General features: G+C 71.1%; 18 protein-coding genes, 1 tRNA gene and 1 other RNA gene. 8 read left to right on the top strand and 12 right to left on the bottom strand.

From position 1 onward, the window contains the following. The coding region (locus BST11_RS24820; RefSeq protein ID WP_342351741.1) for a sensor domain-containing protein at positions 1-743 on the top strand (743 nt) is incomplete at its 5' end. A 39-nt stretch (positions 744-782) separates the two neighbouring features. Here BST11_RS24820 and BST11_RS24815 read toward each other — a convergent pair. The 4 genes from BST11_RS24815 to BST11_RS24800 all read right to left on the bottom strand — a co-directional run bounded on the left by BST11_RS24815 (position 783) and on the right by BST11_RS24800 (position 3,918). Further along, positions 783-1,955, bottom strand: coding sequence for a zinc-binding dehydrogenase (locus BST11_RS24815; protein WP_083140880.1), 1,173 nt, complete (start codon positions 1,953-1,955; stop codon positions 783-785). 85 nt (positions 1,956-2,040) lie between these two features. After that, a complete protein-coding gene (locus BST11_RS24810) occupies positions 2,041-3,012 on the bottom strand; it encodes an SDR family NAD(P)-dependent oxidoreductase (protein WP_083140879.1) in 972 nt (323 codons plus the stop codon). Between the two features lie 31 nt (positions 3,013-3,043). Further along, entirely contained in the window at positions 3,044-3,748 is a 705-nt protein-coding gene (locus BST11_RS24805) for a cutinase family protein (RefSeq protein ID WP_083140878.1), read from the bottom strand. Beyond that, complete coding sequence (locus BST11_RS24800) at positions 3,745-3,918, bottom strand: CsbD family protein (protein ID WP_083140877.1); 174 nt, start codon at positions 3,916-3,918, stop codon at positions 3,745-3,747. The genes BST11_RS24805 and BST11_RS24800 overlap by 4 nt, the downstream gene beginning before the upstream one ends. Positions 3,919-4,013: 95 nt before the next feature. Between BST11_RS24800 and BST11_RS28040 the strand changes: the two genes are divergently transcribed. Together BST11_RS28040 and lipL are read left to right on the top strand one after the other, a co-directional pair. Next, positions 4,014-4,166, top strand: a complete 153-nt coding sequence (locus BST11_RS28040) for a hypothetical protein (RefSeq protein ID WP_165609391.1) — start codon at positions 4,014-4,016, stop codon at positions 4,164-4,166. 31 nt (positions 4,167-4,197) lie between these two features. Continuing rightward, positions 4,198-5,490, top strand: a complete 1,293-nt coding sequence (gene lipL / locus BST11_RS24795) for an esterase/beta-lactamase LipL (RefSeq protein ID WP_083140876.1) — start codon at positions 4,198-4,200, stop codon at positions 5,488-5,490. 2 nt (positions 5,491-5,492) lie between these two features. On the opposite strand, the gene BST11_RS24790 is transcribed toward lipL, so the two are convergent. From BST11_RS24790 to BST11_RS24780, 3 genes are read right to left on the bottom strand one after another with little or no spacing between them, the layout of a single operon-like run. Then, positions 5,493-6,548, bottom strand: a complete 1,056-nt coding sequence (locus tag BST11_RS24790) for an NAD(P)H-dependent amine dehydrogenase family protein (protein ID WP_083140875.1) — start codon at positions 6,546-6,548, stop codon at positions 5,493-5,495. Positions 6,549-6,586: 38 nt separating this feature from the next. After that, positions 6,587-7,756, bottom strand: coding sequence for a hypothetical protein (locus BST11_RS24785; RefSeq protein ID WP_083140874.1), 1,170 nt, complete (start codon positions 7,754-7,756; stop codon positions 6,587-6,589). Continuing rightward, a complete protein-coding gene (locus BST11_RS24780) occupies positions 7,753-9,081 on the bottom strand; it encodes a hypothetical protein (protein WP_083140883.1) in 1,329 nt (442 codons plus the stop codon). The genes BST11_RS24785 and BST11_RS24780 overlap by 4 nt, the downstream gene beginning before the upstream one ends. A gap of 84 nt (positions 9,082-9,165) precedes the next feature. On the opposite strand from BST11_RS24780, the gene BST11_RS24775 reads away from it, so the two are divergent. Continuing rightward, entirely contained in the window at positions 9,166-9,486 is a 321-nt protein-coding gene (locus BST11_RS24775) for a hypothetical protein (RefSeq protein ID WP_142276548.1), read from the top strand. Here BST11_RS24775 and BST11_RS24770 read toward each other — a convergent pair. The 3 genes from BST11_RS24770 to BST11_RS27345 form a co-directional block, all read right to left on the bottom strand. Beyond that, positions 9,458-10,807 carry a CHAT domain-containing protein gene (locus BST11_RS24770; RefSeq protein WP_372509697.1) on the bottom strand — a complete coding sequence of 450 codons (1,350 nt, stop codon included), beginning with the start codon at positions 10,805-10,807 and terminating at the stop codon, positions 9,458-9,460. The genes BST11_RS24775 and BST11_RS24770 overlap by 29 nt on opposite strands. Further along, positions 10,804-12,516, bottom strand: coding sequence for a hypothetical protein (locus BST11_RS24765; protein WP_083140872.1), 1,713 nt, complete (start codon positions 12,514-12,516; stop codon positions 10,804-10,806). The genes BST11_RS24770 and BST11_RS24765 overlap by 4 nt, the downstream gene beginning before the upstream one ends. Positions 12,517-12,611: 95 nt before the next feature. Further along, positions 12,612-13,091: a lipoprotein LpqH gene (locus tag BST11_RS27345; RefSeq protein WP_211284783.1), complete on the bottom strand. Its 480-nt coding sequence runs from the start codon at positions 13,089-13,091 to the stop codon at positions 12,612-12,614. Between the two features lie 132 nt (positions 13,092-13,223). Here BST11_RS27345 and BST11_RS28225 point away from each other — a divergent pair, with 132 nt between their 5' ends. Next, positions 13,224-13,964 carry an enoyl-CoA hydratase/isomerase family protein gene (locus BST11_RS28225; RefSeq protein ID WP_244897773.1) on the top strand — a complete coding sequence of 247 codons (741 nt, stop codon included), beginning with the start codon at positions 13,224-13,226 and terminating at the stop codon, positions 13,962-13,964. A gap of 18 nt (positions 13,965-13,982) precedes the next feature. Here BST11_RS28225 and lucA read toward each other — a convergent pair whose 3' ends face one another. Together lucA and BST11_RS24745 are read right to left on the bottom strand one after the other, a co-directional pair. Further along, positions 13,983-14,765, bottom strand: a complete 783-nt coding sequence (gene lucA, locus BST11_RS24750) for a lipid uptake coordinator LucA (protein WP_083140871.1) — start codon at positions 14,763-14,765, stop codon at positions 13,983-13,985. A gap of 54 nt (positions 14,766-14,819) precedes the next feature. Continuing rightward, positions 14,820-14,908, bottom strand: a tRNA-Ser gene (locus BST11_RS24745). A 53-nt stretch (positions 14,909-14,961) separates the two neighbouring features. Between BST11_RS24745 and ffs the strand changes: the two genes are divergently transcribed. The 3 genes from ffs to BST11_RS24730 all read left to right on the top strand — a co-directional run. Then, positions 14,962-15,056: signal recognition particle sRNA small type (gene ffs / locus BST11_RS24740), an RNA gene on the top strand. 107 nt (positions 15,057-15,163) lie between these two features. Continuing rightward, positions 15,164-16,459: an aspartate aminotransferase type Ic gene (locus BST11_RS24735; RefSeq protein ID WP_142276546.1), complete on the top strand. Its 1,296-nt coding sequence runs from the start codon at positions 15,164-15,166 to the stop codon at positions 16,457-16,459. A 100-nt stretch (positions 16,460-16,559) separates the two neighbouring features. Continuing rightward, positions 16,560-17,790: DNA polymerase III subunits gamma/tau (locus BST11_RS24730; protein WP_083140869.1), on the top strand; the 1,231-nt coding region annotated here is incomplete at its 3' end.

Raw genomic sequence — 17,790 nt, 5'->3', positions numbered from 1 at the left:
GGGAATGGGTGGGGAATGGGTGGGGAATGGGGAGGAAAAACATGCGCCGATTCGTCGCCGGAGCGGCCGTCGCCGGCATCTGCATTGTCGGCGCCGGTTGTCACGGCCAGCCCGACCAGGCCGCCAAAGCGCCCACCACGACGCGAACCACCACCGCCAAGGTTGCGCCCCCGGTCGCGGCGGATGCGCTGAAGCGATTCCTGCTGAGTCCCGAGCAGATCAACTCCGCCATGGGCGCGGCCGATATGAAGGTCACCAACAGCCGCGACGAAATGTCCGACGACAGCGCCACGATGACACCCAGGGAGTGCCTGGCCATCGACGGCTCGGCGCAAGCCCAGGTCTACGCCAAGAGCGGTTTCAGCGCCCTGCGTGACGAGACCCTCGGCCTCCAGGAGGGCGATAACCTGACCCATTTCGCCGAACAGGCCGTGGTGCTGTTCCCCACCGCCAAACAAGCAAGCGCCTTCTTCGGCGCCTCCGCCCAGCAGTGGCAGGCCTGTCACGACTACACCCACGTCCAGTCCAGGACGCACTGGACGGTGGGTGCGATATCCAATGCCAACGGGGTGCTGAGCACCGTTACGACGCTGCAAGACGCCCCTTCCTCGGGGTGGAAGGCGTGCGGCCGGGCGCTCACCGCGAAGAACAACGTCGTCGTCGACGTGAACACGTGCAGCGGCGACCCCAAGAACTCGGCGGTCGACGTCGCGAACCAGATCGCGGCGAAAGTGCCCGCATAGAACCCTGCGAAAGCCGTCGCCCTCTATCGCGACTGCGGTTCAGCCGACCGGTTGCGGGGTCGCGGCGTCGCTCTTGGGGTCGATCAGGATCTTGGCGTGGGCCTCGGGATCGCCCAGCGCGTCGAACGCGGCCGCCACGCCGGGCAGCCCGACCGTCCCGGTGATCAGCGGCGCGACGTTGACCTTGCCGTCGGCGAGCATGTGCAGCGTGTCGCGGAACTCCAGCGGGGTGTAGCCGAGCACGAACCGCAGGTCGATCTCCTTGTTGATCGCCATTGCCGGCCGGATGTGGTCGGCGCCCATGCAGACGCCGACCACGACGACGCGCGAGAACAGCGGCGCGCCGGCGATGATGCCGTCGATAATGCCTGGGACGCCGACACATTCGAAGACGACGGGGTGCTTGGGCGTGGCGGCGCCGGCCGCCTCGGCGGCGCGCCAGAAGTGCCACCAGGGCAGCCGCAGCTTTTGGAGCTTCTCGATCGTGCCGACCGCCAGGTCGAACGCCTCGAGGATGCCCTGCAGGTGTTTGCGGCTCGCGTCGGTCGCGTAGGGGGAGTCCTGGCCCGGGTCGACGACGATGTCGGCGCCGCAGGCGGTCGCCAGCGCGCGCCGGCCCGCCGAGAAGTCGCTGGCGATCACGGTGCGCACCCCGTGCGCCTTGAGCATGCAGATCACCGCGAGGCCGATCGGGCCGCACCCGATCACGATCGCGACGTCGCCCTTGCGCACCTCGCCCCGCCGCACGGCGTGCCACCCGACGGCCATCGGCTCGGTCAGCGCGGCCACCGCGGGCGGCAGCCCGTTCGGGACCGTGAGCGTCAGCGACTGCTCGACGAGGAGCTGCTCGGCGTAGGCGCCCGGCGCCTGTGTCGACAACCCGATCCCGTGCACCTCGTTGCCGCGGCGCAGCAGCGGCAGGGCGACGACACGCACGCCGCGGCGCGGGGCCTTGCGGGTGCCCGGCCCGTAATCGAGCACCTCGCCGCAGAATTCGTGGCCGAACACCACCTGCTGGTCCGACCGCATGAAGGCGTCGTACCCCGACTCGGCCATCACGTCGGCGAGTTCGTCGCAGTGGTGGCGCGCGTGCAGGTCGGATCCGCAGATGCCACAGCGGAGGACCTCGATCAGCAACTGGCCCTTGCCCGGCGTCGGCGTCGGCCGGTCGGCGACCTCGAGCTTCGCGTTGGTACAGGTGACGGTCTTCATCCGTCGATCCTCCGCCCCGGGCTCGCGAAACTGCAACCGGCAACGCGTTTCCCGAGAGAGGGCGTCGGTAGTTACAGCCTCGCGGTTAGAGGGCCGCGAACGTGTCGGCCACCGTGTCCCGCGGGTCCCGGTAGGTGATGCCGAGTTCCCGCTCGCTGGGCGAGTCGTCCGATGCCGGCATCTGCGTGTAGTACTGCATCCCCGCCGCGGTGAACGGCGTGTCGAAGGGCAGGAAGCGGCCCGCCCGGTCCAGCACCGCGCCCGCGACGCGCAGCGCGGTGTCGGGGATGGGAACGGCGACCATCGGCGTCCCGGCGACCTCGCCGAGCATCGACGCGAGCTCGGCCACGGGAACCCGGTGACCGCCCGCGGTGTAGCGGCGCGGCCCGCGCCCCGGCTCCAGGAGGGCGGCGTGCAGCGCGGCCAGGTCGCGGACGTCGACCACCAGCCAGGCGGCGCTGCGCCCCGGGATCGCGTGCATCTGCAGCGCCGCCTTGACGCCCTCGCCGGCCTCACCGAACTGGTCGCCCGCCGGCGGGCCGAGCACCATGCCGGGATAGGTGATGTTCACCGGCGCCCCGGCGTCCTGCAGGCCGCGGGCATAGATCTCGACCTGTGCCTTGGACGTGCCGTACCCGTCGGCCCCACCGACCACCGGCAGGTCGGCGGTCAGCAGCTGAAGGCCCGGATGGAACAGCGCGGTGAAGCTGGACACGTGAATGATCGGGTCCAGGCCCAGCTCGACGGACTGGCCCAGTACGTTCTGCGCGCCCTGCATGTTGGTGGTCAGCATCTCATTGGTCTGCCGGGGGTCGACGGCAACCAGGGCCGCGCTGTGCACGACCGCGTCGCAGCCGCGCAGGGCCTCCCGGACCGAGACACGGTCGGTGATGTCCCCGACGGCGAAGTCCGACACGTCGACGCCCAGCTTGGCGACCGAGGTGTGCAGCCGATCGGGATTTCGGACCAGGAACCGGATGGAGTGCCCGGCGTCGGCGATGACCTTCGCGGTCCATCCGCCGACGAACCCGGTGCCGCCCGTGACCAGAACGTGCATGCTGCGATTCTGCTGCGGTCCTTCGGCGGGACTACAGGTGGGTCGCTGCGTAGGTCGCGGCCTGGCCCGTCATGCCGTTGGCGACATAGGCGGTGTGGGCGACGGGGTCGCCGCCGTCGCTGCAGACCGGGTCGCCGGCGGCGCACAGCTCGAGGGTCTTGGGCTGATACAGCGGGCCGATGACCAGCGAGGGCGCGTGGTACTTCGCGAGGAAGTCGCCCGAGGGCGTCCCGAACAGCGTCACCGCGGCGACGTGCTTCGCGACCTCCGGGGGCATGGGCGGGGGCACCGCCTCGGGCGGCACGCCCTTGGGCACCGCCGCCGACGTCACGTAGCCGGCCAGCGCCGCGCCCTGCGAATATCCGCCGAGCACCTCCCGGGTGTTGGGGCAGCTCGCGGCCATCGACTCGATGTGCGCGCCGGCGTCGCGGATGCCGTCGATGACCGTCACCGGGAAGTCGGGATTCTGAAAGTCGCTGCTGGCCGGGTAGTTGACCGGATAGACACCGAGCGACCGGCCGCCGAGCTGCGCGCGCAGCGCGTCGACGAACGCCCCGCCGATACCGCCGACGCCGGGCGGCTCGCCGGTGCCGCGGGCGAACACCACCTCCACGTCCGGGCACGGCTCGGCGGACGCCGCGGGCGCCGCGCCAAATGGGGCCAAGGTGCTCAGGGCGCCGACTACCGCGGTCGCTGCCAGTGCCGCCGCGAGCCGACGCGCTGCGTTGATCCTCACTTCTTGAACGCGTCCTTCACCTTCTCGCCGGCGTCCTTCAGGCTGGCCTTCGCCTGGTCCGCCCGGCCTTCGTTGCGGGTGTCGGGGTCACCGGTGGCCTTCCCGACGGCCTCCTTGGCCCGGCCCCCGACATCCTCGATCTTGTTCTTCAGCTTGTCCGCGCCGCTCATGGCTCCTGCCCTCCTGCAAGTTGGGTGTGCTGGTGATAACTACCCTGCGGCGGGCGATCCCGAAACCCGGACCCCGATCAGCCATCATGGAGATCGTGAGCACCGCGATCGTGGTGGCAATAGTGGTGGTGCTGATGCTGCTGGGCATCGCCATGGTGGCCAACCAGCTGGTTCGGCTGCGGAAGTGGCTCAACGCGTCGCCCCCGGACACCACCCCGGACGACGACGTTCGCCGACCGCCGGAGTGAGACCCACCCGGCTGGTAGCTTCACTTTCGTGATGGCGCCGGGACGGGACCTTCTGGTCACCGAAGACGGTTTGCCGCGCGGCGTGTCCGGCGCCGCCGACCCCCACTTCGCCAACGTCGTCGGGCTGTTCTCCCGGCTGTTCCCCGGTCGCCGGTTCGGCGGGGGAGCCCTGAGCGTCTACATCGACGGCGTGCCCGTGGTCGACGTGTGGACCGGGTGGTCGGACCGGGCCGGAACCCAGCGCTGGACCGCCGACACCGGCGCGATGGTGTTCTCGGCGACCAAGGGCGTCGCGTCGACGGTGATCCATCGCCTGGCCGACCGGGGCCTGCTGTCCTACGACGAACCGGTCGCCGCGTACTGGCCCGAGTTCGCGGCCAACGGCAAGGCGGAGATCACGGTGCGCGACGTCTTGCGCCACCGATCCGGGCTGTCGCACCTGAAGGGCGTCACCAAGGCCGAGCTGATGGACCACGCCCTGATGGAGGAGCGGCTGGCCGCCGCGCCCGTCGACCATCTGCGCGGCGTGCAGGCCTATCACGCGCTCACCTATGGATGGCTGCTCTCCGGGCTGGCCAGGGCGGTGACCGGCAAGGGCATGAGGGAGTTGATCCGCCGGGAGGTCGCCCGCCCGCTCGACACCGACGGCCTGCACCTCGGCCGCCCGCCCGAAGGGGCGCCGACCACCGCGGCGCAGATCCTGATACCGCAGGGCAAACTGCGCGCGCCGGTGTTCAACTTCCTCGCGCCCAAGCTGGCCGGCCTACCGTTCTCGGGCGCCCTCGGCGCGATGTATTTCCCGGGGGTCGTCTCGCTGGTCAAGGGGGACACCCCGTTCCTGGACGGCGAGGTGCCGGCGGCCAACGGCGTGGTGACCGGGCGCGGCCTGGCCAAGATGTACGCCGTGTTGGCCAACGGCGGCCGCGTCGACGGCAAGAAGTACCTGTCCGGGGAATTGGCCCGCGGCCTGGCGGGGCAGTCGCAACGCAAGTGGCCCGACGCAAACATGGTGGTGCCCATGCCGTTTCACCTGGGCTACCACGAATCGCCGGTCCCCGGGCTGCTCCGCGGTTTCGGGCACGTCGGCCTGGGCGGCACCCTCGGGTGGGCCGACCCGGAAACCGGCAGCGCCTTCGGGTACGTCCACAACCGGCTGTTGACCCCGTTGCTGTTCGACATGGGATCGTTCGCGGGCCTGGCCGGCCCGCTGCGCAACGCCATCGAGGCCGCCCGCCACCAGGGTCCGCTCGAGGTGCCGCGGCTCGGTGCCGCCTACACCAAACCGGCCAAACCGGCTCGGCGCGCGGCGCCGGCGCGGGCTTAGCTTCAGGTCTTGACGAAGCCGCGCGACACCGTCAGCGGAAGATCGGCGTAGGTGGCGATGCCCGGCGCCGCGGCGACGACGGCCGGGATCGCGTTGATCGCGGGCACCGCCGTCATGATGTGCCCGAGATCCATGAACTCCTCGATCGTCGTGGCCTCGAAGTACGGCGGCGGCAGGAAACCGACCTTGGTCGTCACGGTCGGCTGCCCGTCGATCTGGATGACCCAGCCGTCCTGCTCGATCTTCCAGTCGGGATCGAGCGTCTGACCCTTGCGCCACCGCACATTCAGGTCGATCACGGTCTTGTCGCCGACGATGCCCTGCCAGCTGATGTAGGTGCCCGCCACGCAGCCCGCCGGGATGGTCCACGACGCCATCTCGAGGTCCGCCGTGGTCTGGGCGAACTCGGCCACGCACCGGATGTCGTCCAGCTCGATGCCGAGCGCGTCGCCGACCAGCCGCACCGCCTCACCGAAGATCGCCGTGCCCTTGGCGGCCATCTGCGGCAGGTCGGGGTGGTCGATCGGCTGGCCGAAGCCGACGGGCTTCTCCGTGTCCGGCGAGTCGTAGAAGGTGGTGTCCGCGGCCTCGTTGACGGTGACCTTGTCGATCCTGTTGCACACCATGGTGGACACGATGGCCAGCAGCTCGGCGAAGCCCGGGCTGACGCCGGACCCGAAGATCGTCGAGCCGCCCTTCTGGCAGGCCTCGAGGATACGGTCGCGGCCCTCGCCGAGGTTGTGCCCAGTGATGAAGGACGCCGTGGTCACCACGTTGACCCCGGCGGACAGGATGCGGACCAGCTCGTCGACGTCGATCCACATCGGGTTGTAGACCACGCAGTCCGGTTTCGGGCCGAGCAGCTCGTCGACGTCGTCGGTCGCCTTCACCCCCGTGGGCGCGATGCCGACGAGATCGCCGGCGTCACGGCCCACCTTGTCCGGCGACCACGCAAAGCACCCCACCAGTTCCAGGGTGGGGTTGGCGACGATCGATTTCAGCGAGCTCTTGCCGACGTTCCCGGTGGTCCACTGGACGACGCGATAGTTGTTTGGCACTCGCTCAGCATAGGGAATGCCCGGGGTTCTTAGTAGGCCTAATAGGCAGATTCCGAGGCCACGATCTCGGCCAGGAAGGCGTCGTGGGGTGGGCGGTCCAAGCGGGAGCGTGCCCAGCGGCGGATCCGCTCCCGCGTTTCGCGCGTCTCGGACGCCTGAGACGATTGGGCGCCGACGACCACCGCCGTGGTCGCCCAATCGTGGTCCCACGCCGCCGATTCCGTCACCGGCCGGCGTTGGTCGTCGAGCAAGGGGAGGGTGGTGCCGCCCTCGGCGTCCAGGACTCCGGCGCCGCCGATGGCCCCGGAGCGCAGCCGCACCGCGACGCCGGTGGCCGGGTCGGACCCGATGACGGCGGCCCGAACGGCGGCGACGACCGTCGTGCCGGTCGCCTCGACGCTCCATTCGACGGTGTCCTCGCCCGCGTCGAAGATCCCCGGCGGTACGGCGCCCCACTGGATCGACGCGACGCCCTGCGCGATCGGGACGGTGCCCGGGGAAGCCGCCGCGTCCCCGGCGGCCAGCGCGTAGTCGTCGCGGCGTCCGCTCGGCTGGGCCAGCTCTGTGGCGAGAACCGTGCCCGAATCATCCAGGGCCGCATAAAGTTCCGGCCAGCCGTCGGCGTCCACCCCGACCTCGTCGGCGAGCCCGGCCCCGGCGCGCACCACCTCGACGACGCGCGGATCGCCGTCGCGCGCGTGCGCGGCCAGGGCGGGCGCGTGCGGTGCCAGCAGCCCCGCGATGTCCGAATCCAGGGTGTCGTCGCTGAAGTAGCCCTGCGCGCCGGAGGTCAGCAGCGCGACCTCGAGGTCGAGCAGCGCGCGGTCCAGCCCGGCGATCCCGTCGCGCCGGCTCGCGGGCCACCACCGCCGCAGCCAATGGCCGATCGCCAGTCGGCGCAGCGGTTCGATCGATCCCGCCACGATGTCGACGCCGGCGAGGTCGATGTCTTGTGGCGTCTCGCGGGTCAGCGCGGCGGCCAGCGCGACGTGCCCGGCCTCACCGACCACCCGCCAAAGCCAGTCGGCGCGCGCGAGATCGATGAAGGTGATCGTGGCGGCCCCTTCGCCGGTTGGGCCGGACGGGCCGGCCGGCTCGTCAATCGCCCAGGACAGCACCGCGCCACTGACTTCCAGCACCGCCGCGAGCGGCGTTTCGGCGGCGGCGGGTCCGGTGGACCACAGACCGGAGTCGGCGACCAATCTCATCCGGCCACCTGCAATTCCAGCATCGACTTGATCCGTTGCCGATGGTCGAGGCTCACCGACCGGGCGACGCCCTCGAGCAGGGAGCGCACCTCGTCGACGTCGTCGCAGGGCTCCTGCCAGACGTCGCGTCCGTGCAGCCGCGCCCACAGCCGGCTCAGGTACGGCTGCGCGTAGGCGGCGAGGTCGTCGACCACCTGCTGTTGCCGCGGGTGGATCGGGCCGCCCTCGACGAGGTAGCGCCGGGCGTGCAGCACGTAGGCCTCCTTGCGCAGCCGGGCCTGGATCTGCGCGGCGAGCGCGTAGCGGCTGCCGGCGGTCGGGTCCAGCGGGGCCAGCTCGACGGCGACCTCGATGCCGGCCACCAGGGTGGCCTGCTTGTCCTCGGACAGCAGCCCCCAGGGCGCGGCGGACCGGTCGACCTCCTCCTCGCACAGCAGCGGGATGTCGGGCAGCGCGTCGCGGTCCAGCGCGCGCCGCAACGTCGCGCGCACCCGGTCCACCACGCTGCGGTCCAGCGGGCGGTCGCTGTCCGATCCGCCGACGATGCCCGGCTGACGTTGTGGCTCAACCGAACTCAGGCCCAGCTCGACGATCGACCACGGCAGCCCGCCCGGCCGCGTGCGCGCCAGGGCACCCAGGTTGTAGGGGGTCGCGTCGGCGATCACGGCCGACCAGACCCGCTGCCGGGTCGCCGCGGCGCGGTGGCCGTTGGCGGGCCCCAGCACCGTGGCGAGCTCGGCCAGGAACGGACCGGTGACGGCCTCGGTGGCGCGCACGTCGCCCCAGCTGCGGTCGAGTTGATCGGCGAGGCGGCCGACGACCTCCGGGCTTCCCACGTACTGGTGCAGCACCTCGATCGCGGTGCGGTCGCGACCCTGGTGAACGTCCGCCAGCACCGCCGCCGCCGTCTCGCTATCCTGCGGCGCCGGAGGGCCTTTCGTGACGGCGAGCTCGAAGCACACCGGGAAGTACAGCTCCTGGGCGTTGCCGGTGCGGATCCGCTGCCTGCGGCGCTCGAGCTTGAGCGTGTCGAACCAGGCTGCGGCGGAACGCAATTCGTCCGCGCTGCCGACGATCAGGTCGTGCATCGCCGCCGCGGCCTCCGGCGTGACGACCGGGGCCGAGTACTGGGGGTTGGATCGCAGCCGCAGGACCAGGGGGTCCACGATGCGTTTGACGGTCCGGGTCAGCGGACCGCCGTCGTCGCCGCTGAACACCTCGACGCCGGGGCCGATCGCGCGCCACGCCCGGTCGATGACCAGCCGCCGCGGGTGGCCCACCGCCCACTTTCCCGGGGCGGTCGCCACCTGCGGGTCCGCGCTCATCAGCACAGGATAGGGGGATTGCCGGCAAATCGGCAGCCGAAAAGTTGGGTTCGGTAGCGGGTCGGCGGTTGGAGCCTGGTGGTCATGAGGAAGTTCATGAGGCTCGTGTCGGGAGTCGCGTTCGGGCGGGGCGGGACCGCGGCGGGCCCGGCCGTCGGAGTCGGCACGGTGTGCACCGTCGGCGGTGAACGCCAGGTATTCGTCGAGGTGGTGGCCGTGTCGGGCGAGACGTTCATCGGGAAACTGTCGCGCTCCGAAGGCGATCCGGACGTGTCGACGCTGCGGCCGGGGCTGGTGCTCCTGGTGGCGTTCGATCCCGCTGCCCCCGAGGAACTCTCGCTGCCTAGGGACGAGGAGGCCGTGCTGGCCGCGGGCGCTATCGCGCCCCGTCCACCGCGAAACTGACCAGGGCGCCCCAATACAGCGGGCTCGCGGCGGCCCGGCCGTCCCGGCCGTCACGCCAGCGCCGCAGCTGGGCGCGTTGCCACCGATTCACCGCGCGTCCGGCGTCGTCGCCTTCGTGCGCCTCGTCCACGGCCACAACGACATCGGACATCGGATCGGCCTCGGCGCCCGCGAACCGGCCGTAGGCCGCGGAGGTGGGCAGCGACCACAGCGTGGCGGTCACCAATTGCGCGCCGCCCAGGATCATCGCCGCCACCAGGCCGGTCGCCTCGTCGAATTGGTAGTCCCCGCCCGATCCGCACGCGAGCAGGGCGACCCGCGGCGGGAGGGGAACCTGCGACGACATCACGTCCGACGCGGTCAGCGGGCGGTGATCGCCGATCGCCTCCGCGTCCCCGGGAATGGCGGCCGCGCAGGCCAAATGCAGGGCCGCCCGGTCGGCCTGGCCGTGCGCCGAGCTGGCGTGGCCGACGTACATGAGCCGGCTCGGGCTGCGGGCCAGCTGCTTGGCCAGCCAGGCGCGGTCGGCATCGGCGCGGCGGAACAGCTCGACCGCTTCGTCGACGTCCGGAAGCACCGGCCGGCGTCGCATCAGCTCGCCGAAGTGCCGCGCCAACGGCGTTTGCGGGGAGGGCCTGCCGAGGACGGAGCCGAGCGGGGAGTCCGGCCGCTGCCCCGGCACCCTGGGGTCGAGGACCAGCACCGGCGGACCATCGCGCCTGGCGTCGAAGCTCGTGGGCGCGCGGGAAGAGTTCACGATGTTGGGCGGCGCGGCCATCAGCACGTCGACCAGTTCCACCAGCCGATAGCCGTCGGTCAACTCGTCGATGTCGTCCAGCCGCCAAGGGATTTGGGCCGCGGCGCGGCCACTGGCGGTGATCGCGTCCTGGCGTGCGCGCACCAGCTCCTCTTTGCTCGGTCCGGATTTCGGCATCGCCAGCAGCCCCCACGGGACGCGCGCCAGCCGCGCGCTGGGCGAGACGAACAGCGACGCGCGGGGTCCGGAAGTCGAAGCCGCGCAGTCCGCCAGCAGCTGCCACCCGCGCGTGTCGATCAGCAACACGCCCAGGATGTAGGCGACGGTGAGTTCGGTGTCCGGTGCCGCGAAAGGGCCTCTCGCCAGGGCGCGTTCGATCGCGTCGCGCGGGCTCTCGGAGCCGCGTGGTTCGGGCAAGGCCTCGGCGAGTTCCTGAAGGGCGGCGAGCAGGATCGGCTCCTCCACCACCCAGTTGACGGTTTTCGCCGGGTGCCCGACCAGCCGCAGGCTGGCGTAGGTGGCGATGCCCAGGTCGGCGTACCGCAGAACCAGGGTCTGGCTCATGGCCATGTGCGCCAGGCCGGTTCGGGCGCGGTGACGGTGCGGCCATAGCGCTCGAAGGCCAGCGTGCGGTAGTGACTCAAGATCGGCGCGCTGTCGGGTTGCATCTGCAGCGGCGGCAACGGCCCGAGCCGCGTCAGCGAACCGCCGCCGCGCGCCGTGGGGCCGGCGGCGGCCAGCGCCGGGGCCGGTTCCGCATCGGTGTCGACGAGTACGGCGGCGGTGGCCGCCGACGCCCATTCGCCCAACGCGGGCCGGAGCAGATCGGCGTCGAAAGTGCCGCGCGCGCTGTGGTATTCGACCAGTTCGCTGATCAGTTGGGTGTTCTCCCACTCCCAGGCGACGGCGAAGGCGCCGGCCAGTATCGGCGCCGAAATGCTCTTCGCCCAGCGGGCTCGCGCGTCGGCGTCGGCGATCGAATACCGCACCGAGTCGACCGCCAGCGCGGCCGGCACCTTGAGCTCGGCGGCCTGCTCCAGCTTGGTCATCGCGCGCCAGTATTCGGGCGTGCCGACCTCGCCGCGGAGGATGCCCAGCCCCTCGGCCTGTCGCGCCTCGGTTTCCTGCAGCGACTCGTCGGGATCGCCCGAACTGTCGAAACCGAGGTCCGCGAGGGCGTCCGCGCGCCAGACCGTGCCCAGGTGGCTGTCGAGCTGCGCGTACTGCAGCCAACTGCTGCGCGGCGACGAGTCGAGGAGCTCCCGGGCCTGGGCGATCAGCTCGACCGCATCGGCAAAGCGGCTCCAAAAGATCGCTATCCAGCTGCGCTGCAACAGGATGCGGTGCAGGTGTAAGGGCTTTCCCAACTCGCGCCAGTGCCGCTCTGCATGCTCCCAGCATTCGTCGGCGGCTTCCAGCGCACCGGCTCCCAGCCGGGTGAGTCCCAGGTACAGCCAGCACCGCGCGATGTCGTGGCTCCGGGCGTACCGGGCGATGACGGGCTGCGCCTCCGATACCAGCTGCTCGGTGGTGGCATGGTCGCCCACCAACCAGCGCGCCGTCGCCCGTTCCAATTGCGTTCTGGCGCTGGCCAATTCCCAGCCTCGCGTCTGGGCCCTGGCCCCCGCGCGGCGCAACCAGCGCTCGGCCTCCGGCAATCGGCCCGTCTCCACGCAGAATCTGCCGTACGCGGTGCCCGCGGTCACCAGGAGATGATCGGCGAGCTCGCCGTCGGGAAGCCGGGCCAGCCCGTCAAGCGCCCGCTCCCACAGCGGGACCGAGTCGACGTGCAGGTCGTCGTCGCAGAGCGCGCCCGCGCACAAGACTTGGGCGTGGCCACAAAGGTACGCGTGTTCGTCGGCGAGATCGGCGAGATCGGCGAAAGCGGGGACACCCGGGCCGTCGTCGCCGCACAACGCCGCCAGCGCCGCCGCGGCGCCCTCGTGGTCGCCGAGGGCGGCCGCCAGGCCCGTCTCCAGGAACCGTGCGCGGCGCGCGTACCGGCTGATCATGTGCGCCGCGCCCGGGTCGGCCGCCATGCCCGCGTAGCTGTCCAGGCAGTCGCGGATGCGCCGGATGGACTCGCGCACGCCGTTGTTCTGTCCACGCGCGAGATAGATCTCGCCAAGCTGCGCAAGGACTTCCAGCATGAGATCGTCGCGATCTTCTCGCTCGATCAGCGGCACCAGCGACAGCAGCAGGTCCCGGGCTTGTGTCTCGTCGGCGGCGAACGCCAGTCGCCGGGCGTTCTCGAGTTCGCCGGGGATCGACACGGCTGCATCATAAGTCCGCGGTCGTGCCCGCGCCGGGGAACCGGGGCGGCGGGCATGCGAGTGAAGGCACGCCCGCCGTCCCGGCGTTCGATCGATCAACCGCAAGTCACCTTGATGTTGAAGTCCTTGGTGATCAGCCCGGCCATGGGGTTCTTCAGGTCGGCGCCCTGCGCCTGGCCGGTGATGGTGTAGGTCTTGCCGTCCACCGCGACGTTGGCCGAGCCGACCTTCGCGCCCATGCCGTTGCTGACCGACAGGGCGTTGCCGTCGACCACGAGGGCCAGCGACTCGACGTTCGGGGTGGCCTCGTCGGTCATGACCACCGCCAGCGCCTGCTGGGCGCCCGGGGTGCCGCTGCCGATGTTGATCTTGCCGCCCGTCCGGACGCAGGTCACCGAGGACGGGTTCACGCCCGCCAGGTCGGTGCCGCCCACCTTGACTTGCGCCGCGGTGCCACCGGCGGCGCTGGGCGCCGCGCTCGAAGCCGGGGCGGCGGTGTGGCCGCCGCTCGAGCAGCCCACCAGCGCGGCCGAAGCCGCGAGGGTTCCTATCGCACCCGCGAGGAGACGTTTCACTGCATTTCCTTCCTTCGTGCGCCGCCCCATTGGCGCCGCTGGGCGCAAGTACAGACGCGGCGCAGCGCTACCGATCCCAAATTCGGCCTCGTCCCGGGCGGCCGGCCGGTGGGCGGTCGTTATCGTGTCACCGTGATCGAGATCGAGGCCGCCGGCGCGATCCGGGTGCTGACCCTGTCGTCGGGCAGCGTCAACGCGATGGACGTCGAGTTGCTCGAGGAGCTGACCGACACGTTCGGCGAGCTGCAGCGCTCCGGCGGCGGCGCGGTCGTCGTCACCGGTGCGGGCCGCGCGTTCAGCGCGGGCGTCGAACTCAAGCGCGTCGTCGACGGGGGCGCGGCATACACCGACCGGCTGGTCCCGGCGCTGTCCGAGGCGTTCGCGGCGGTGTTCTCCTACCCGGGGCCGACCGTGGCCGCGATCAACGGGGCGGCCATCGCGGGCGGCTGCGTGCTGGCGTGCGCGTGCGATCGCCGGCTGATCGGCGCCCAGGCCCAGATCGGGGCGTCCGAGGTCCGCGTCGGGGTGCCGTTTCCGGTCGCCGCGCTCGAGGTGATGCGCCACGTCTGCGGCGACCGCGCGGAGGAGGTGTTGCTGGGCGGGCGCCTCTACCGCGGCGACGAGGCGATCGCGCACCGGCTGGCCCACCGGGTCGTCGCGGACGATCTCGTCGGCGCGGCGGTGGCGGAGGCGACCGACCTGGCGGGCATCCCGGCCGACGCCTATCGGCACACCAAGGCTCAGCTGCGCGCGCCCGCCCTGGCGCGGATGCGCGAGGGCGGCGTCATCGACGACGAGGTGCGCAAGCTGTGGGGCGCGGACGAGACGCGGCGCCGCCTGGCCGACTACGTCGAAAGCCTCCGGCGCCGCTGAGCGGGGCCGACAGCTGAATCACTCGTCGAGCGCGACGCCGCCGCGGGTGCGCCTGCGCCTCATGCGGTGCGTGCCCTTGCCCGTCGGCCGGCGGTTTTGCAGGCCACCCCGGGCCGCTTCCGTGGCTTCTTCCGAAGTCGCCGCCGGCGCCCCTTCGGTGGGCGCGTCGGGTGCGGGCTCCTCGGCGGTGACGGTGGCTTCTTCGGTTTCTTCGGTTTCTTCGGCCGCTTCTGGGGCCTCTTCCGACACCTCTTCGCCGGCTTCCTCGGACTCGCCGGCTTCGTCGGTCTCGTCGGTCTCGTCGCGCTTCTTGCGGCGCAGCCCCCGCTTCTTGGGCTGCTTTTGCTTCTTCGGCCTGATCGGTTTCGGCGGTGGCGGCGGCAACTCCGCGATGAACGACAGATAGAACGCGAAGATCCCGAGCACCCCGATCGCGGCGGCCGCGCCGTAGATGCCGAACAACCACTGCCCAACGGTGTCGAGGCTGAGCCACAGCTCGCTGACCGCGGTGCCGATGATCAGCACCCCGGCCAGCACGTGGGCCACGATCGACCAGACCCGGATCGTCAGCGCCAGCTGCGGGGTGCCCAGCTCGGGCTTGCGGGTGCGCAGCTGGGTGAACACGACGGGCAGCGCGGCCAGGCCCAGCAGCGCGCCGGTCACGATCCGCAGCGTCGTCCCCAGCGCGTGCTTGGTGTCGCCCATCAGCTCGGGCCAGCGGGGCAACACGAAGAAGAAGTAGAGGACGCCGGCAGCGATCGAGAACGACGCGTGCCACGGTATGGCGACCTTGCGCCCCATACGCCTCCTCATGCTGGTGGTGAGCCGCTCGGCGATCCCGAACGAGCCCCTGCTTGGCGGAGGATGCGGGATTTGAACCCGCGAGGGCTATTAACCCAACCCGCGTTCCAGGCGAGCGCCATAGGCCACTAGGCGAATCCTCCGTGGCCATGGTAACCGAGTGTCCGGCCGGGGCCGCCGGTTGCCGTACACTCGCCATGGACCCCGCGCGGCGTCTATCCTGTGAACTCCCCCAGGGCCGGAAGGCAGCAAGGGTCAATGGGCTCTGTCGGGTGCGCGGGGTCCCCTAGGCCTGATGGGTGACGACCCGCTGCGTCCGGCCCCGCCGCACTTGCGATCGCCACTACACCCGGGCAGGCCCCGAAGAACCCCGAACGTTCACAGCGAAAGGGCCCATGGTGTCGTTCGATTCCCTCAGCCCTGACGAGCTGGCCGCCGTGCACGCCCGCAACCAGCAGGGCTACGCGGAGCTGCAGGCCAAGAAGCTGGCCCTGGACCTGACCCGCGGCAAGCCCTCCGCGGAACAGCTCGACCTGTCCAACCCGCTGCTGAGCCTGCCCGGCGACGTCTACCGTGACGCCGAGGGCACCGACACCCGCAACTACGGCGGCCTGCACGGCCTGCCGGAACTGCGCGCCATCTTCGGGGAGCTGCTGGGGATTCCGGTGCAAAACCTGATCGCCGGCAACAACTCCAGCCTCGAGCTGATGCACGACCTCGTCGTCTTCTCGCTGTTGCACGGAGGGGTCGATTCGCCGCGGCCCTGGAAAGACGAACCGAGCATCAAATTCCTGTGCCCGGTCCCCGGCTACGACCGCCACTTCGCCATCACCGAGACGATGGGCATCGAGATGATCCCGGTCCCGATGCTGCAGGACGGCCCGGACGTCGACCTGATCGAGGAGCTGGTCGCGGCCGACCCCGCGATCAAGGGGATGTGGACGGTCCCGGTGTTCGCCAACCCCACCGGCATCACCTACTCCTGGGAGACGGCCCGGCGGCTCGTCCAGATGCGGACGGCGGCGCCCGACTTCCGGCTGTTCTGGGACAACGCCTACGCCGTCCACACCCTGACGCACGACTTCGTCCGCCAGGTCGACGTGCTCGGGCTGGCCGCCAAGGCCGGCACCCCCAACCGCCCCTACATCTTCGCGTCCACGTCCAAGATCACCTTCGCCGGCGCGGGTGTCAGCTTCTTCGGCGGATCGCTGGGCAACATCGCGTGGTATCTGCAATACGCGAGCAAGAAGTCGATCGGCCCCGACAAGGTCAACCAGCTGCGGCACCTGCGCTTCTTCGGCGACGCCGACGGGGTGCGCCTGCACATGCAGCGCCACCAGCAGATCCTGGCGCCGAAGTTCGCGCTGACGGCCGAAATCCTCGAAAAGCGGCTCGGCGATTCCAAGATCGCGTCGTGGACCGACCCCAAGGGCGGCTATTTCATCAGCCTCGACGTGCTGCCCGGCACGGCGCGGCGGACCGTCGCCCTGGCCAAGGACGCCGGCATCGCGGTGACCGAGGCGGGCGCGACGTTCCCGTACCGAAAAGACCCGGACGACAAGAACATTCGGATCGCGCCGACCTTCCCCTCGCTGCCCGACCTGCGCGACGCGGTCGACGGGCTGGCCACCTGCGCGCTGCTGGCCGCCTCCGAGGCGCTGCTGACGTCCCCGGCGGCCGACGCGCGGGTTTGATTCTGCGCCGGCGGTGCGAATGCGCGAGCGGCGTGCGCCCCCGGCGCGGAGTCAATGCCAGCCGCGCTCCAGTCACCGGTGCTGAGTAGCCTGGCTGACCGTGGCCCTCTACCGCAAGTACCGACCGGCAACCTTCGCCGAGGTGGTGGGGCAGGAGCACGTCACCGAGCCGCTGTCGGTGGCCCTGGAAGCCGGCCGCATCAACCACGCGTACTTGTTCTCCGGGCCCCGCGGCTGCGGAAAGACCTCGTCGGCACGGATTTTGGCCCGGTCGCTGAACTGCGCGCAGGGGCCGACGGCCACCCCCTGCGGGGTTTGCGAGTCCTGCGTCGCGTTGGCGCCCAACGCGCCCGGCAGCATCGACGTGGTGGAGCTCGACGCCGCCAGCCACGGCGGTGTCGACGACACCCGTGAGCTGCGCGACCGCGCGTTCTACGCCCCGGCGCAGTCGCGCTACCGGGTGTTCATCGTCGACGAGGCGCACATGGTGACCACCGCCGGCTTCAACGCGCTGCTCAAGATCGTCGAGGAGCCGCCCGAGCACCTCATCTTCATCTTCGCCACGACCGAACCGGAAAAGGTGTTGCCGACCATCCGGTCGCGCACGCATCACTACCCGTTCCGGTTGCTGCCGCCGCGCACCATGCGCGCACTGATCGGCCGGATCTGCGAGCAGGAGGGCGTCGTCGTCGACGACGCGGTGTACCCGCTGGTGATCCGCGCGGGCGGCGGTTCGCCGCGCGACACGCTGTCGGTGCTGGATCAGCTGCTGGCCGGCTCCGAGGGCGGGCACGTGACCTATCAGCGCGCGCTGGGCCTGTTGGGCGCCACCGACGTTGCGCTGATCGACGACGCCGTCGACGCGCTGGCCGCATCGGACGCCGCCGCGTTGTTCGGCGCGATCGAATCGGTGATCGACGCCGGCCACGACCCACGGCGCTTCGCCACCGACCTGCTGGAGCGCTTCCGCGATCTCATTGTGCTGCAAGCGGTTCCGGATGCGGTGAGCCGCGGCGTGGTGGACGCGCCCGAGGACGTGCTGGACCGGATGCGCGAGCAGGCCGCGCGCATCGGCGCGGCGACCCTGACCCGCTACGCCGAGGTCGTGCAGGCCGGGCTGGGCGAGATGCGCGGCGCGACGGCGCCGCGGCTGTTGCTCGAAGTGGTCTGCGCGCGACTGCTTTTGCCGTCGGCCAGCGACGCCGAGTCGGCCCTGCTGCAGCGCGTCGAGCGGATCGAGGCGCGGCTGAGCGTGTCGGTCCCCGCCCCGGGGAAAACACCGCAGAAAACCTCGGAGAAGGCCCCCGAGAAGGCCCCGGCCCCCGCCCGGC

Source organism: Mycobacterium alsense, assembly GCF_002086635.1.
Classification (GTDB): Bacteria; Actinomycetota; Actinomycetes; order Mycobacteriales; family Mycobacteriaceae; genus Mycobacterium; species Mycobacterium alsense.
This window is presented reverse-complemented; position numbering and strand designations above follow the sequence as displayed.

What these genes read in the sequence shown, in the direction of transcription:
- BST11_RS24815 (WP_083140880.1), bottom strand. Translation starts at nt 1,955, where the DNA reads ATGAAGACCGTCACCTGTACCAACGCGAAGCTCGAGGTCGCCGACCGG.
- BST11_RS24810 (WP_083140879.1), bottom strand. Translation starts at nt 3,012, where the DNA reads ATGCACGTTCTGGTCACGGGCGGCACCGGGTTCGTCGGCGGATGGACC.
- BST11_RS24800 (WP_083140877.1), bottom strand. Translation starts at nt 3,918, where the DNA reads ATGAGCGGCGCGGACAAGCTGAAGAACAAGATCGAGGATGTCGGGGGC.
- lipL (WP_083140876.1), top strand. Translation starts at nt 4,198, where the DNA reads ATGGCGCCGGGACGGGACCTTCTGGTCACCGAAGACGGTTTGCCGCGC.
- BST11_RS24785 (WP_083140874.1), bottom strand. Translation starts at nt 7,756, where the DNA reads ATGAGATTGGTCGCCGACTCCGGTCTGTGGTCCACCGGACCCGCCGCC.
- BST11_RS24780 (WP_083140883.1), bottom strand. Translation starts at nt 9,081, where the DNA reads ATGAGCGCGGACCCGCAGGTGGCGACCGCCCCGGGAAAGTGGGCGGTG.
- BST11_RS24775 (WP_142276548.1), top strand. Translation starts at nt 9,166, where the DNA reads ATGAGGAAGTTCATGAGGCTCGTGTCGGGAGTCGCGTTCGGGCGGGGC.
- BST11_RS24770 (WP_372509697.1), bottom strand. Translation starts at nt 10,807, where the DNA reads ATGAGCCAGACCCTGGTTCTGCGGTACGCCGACCTGGGCATCGCCACC.
- lucA (WP_083140871.1), bottom strand. Translation starts at nt 14,765, where the DNA reads ATGGGGCGCAAGGTCGCCATACCGTGGCACGCGTCGTTCTCGATCGCT.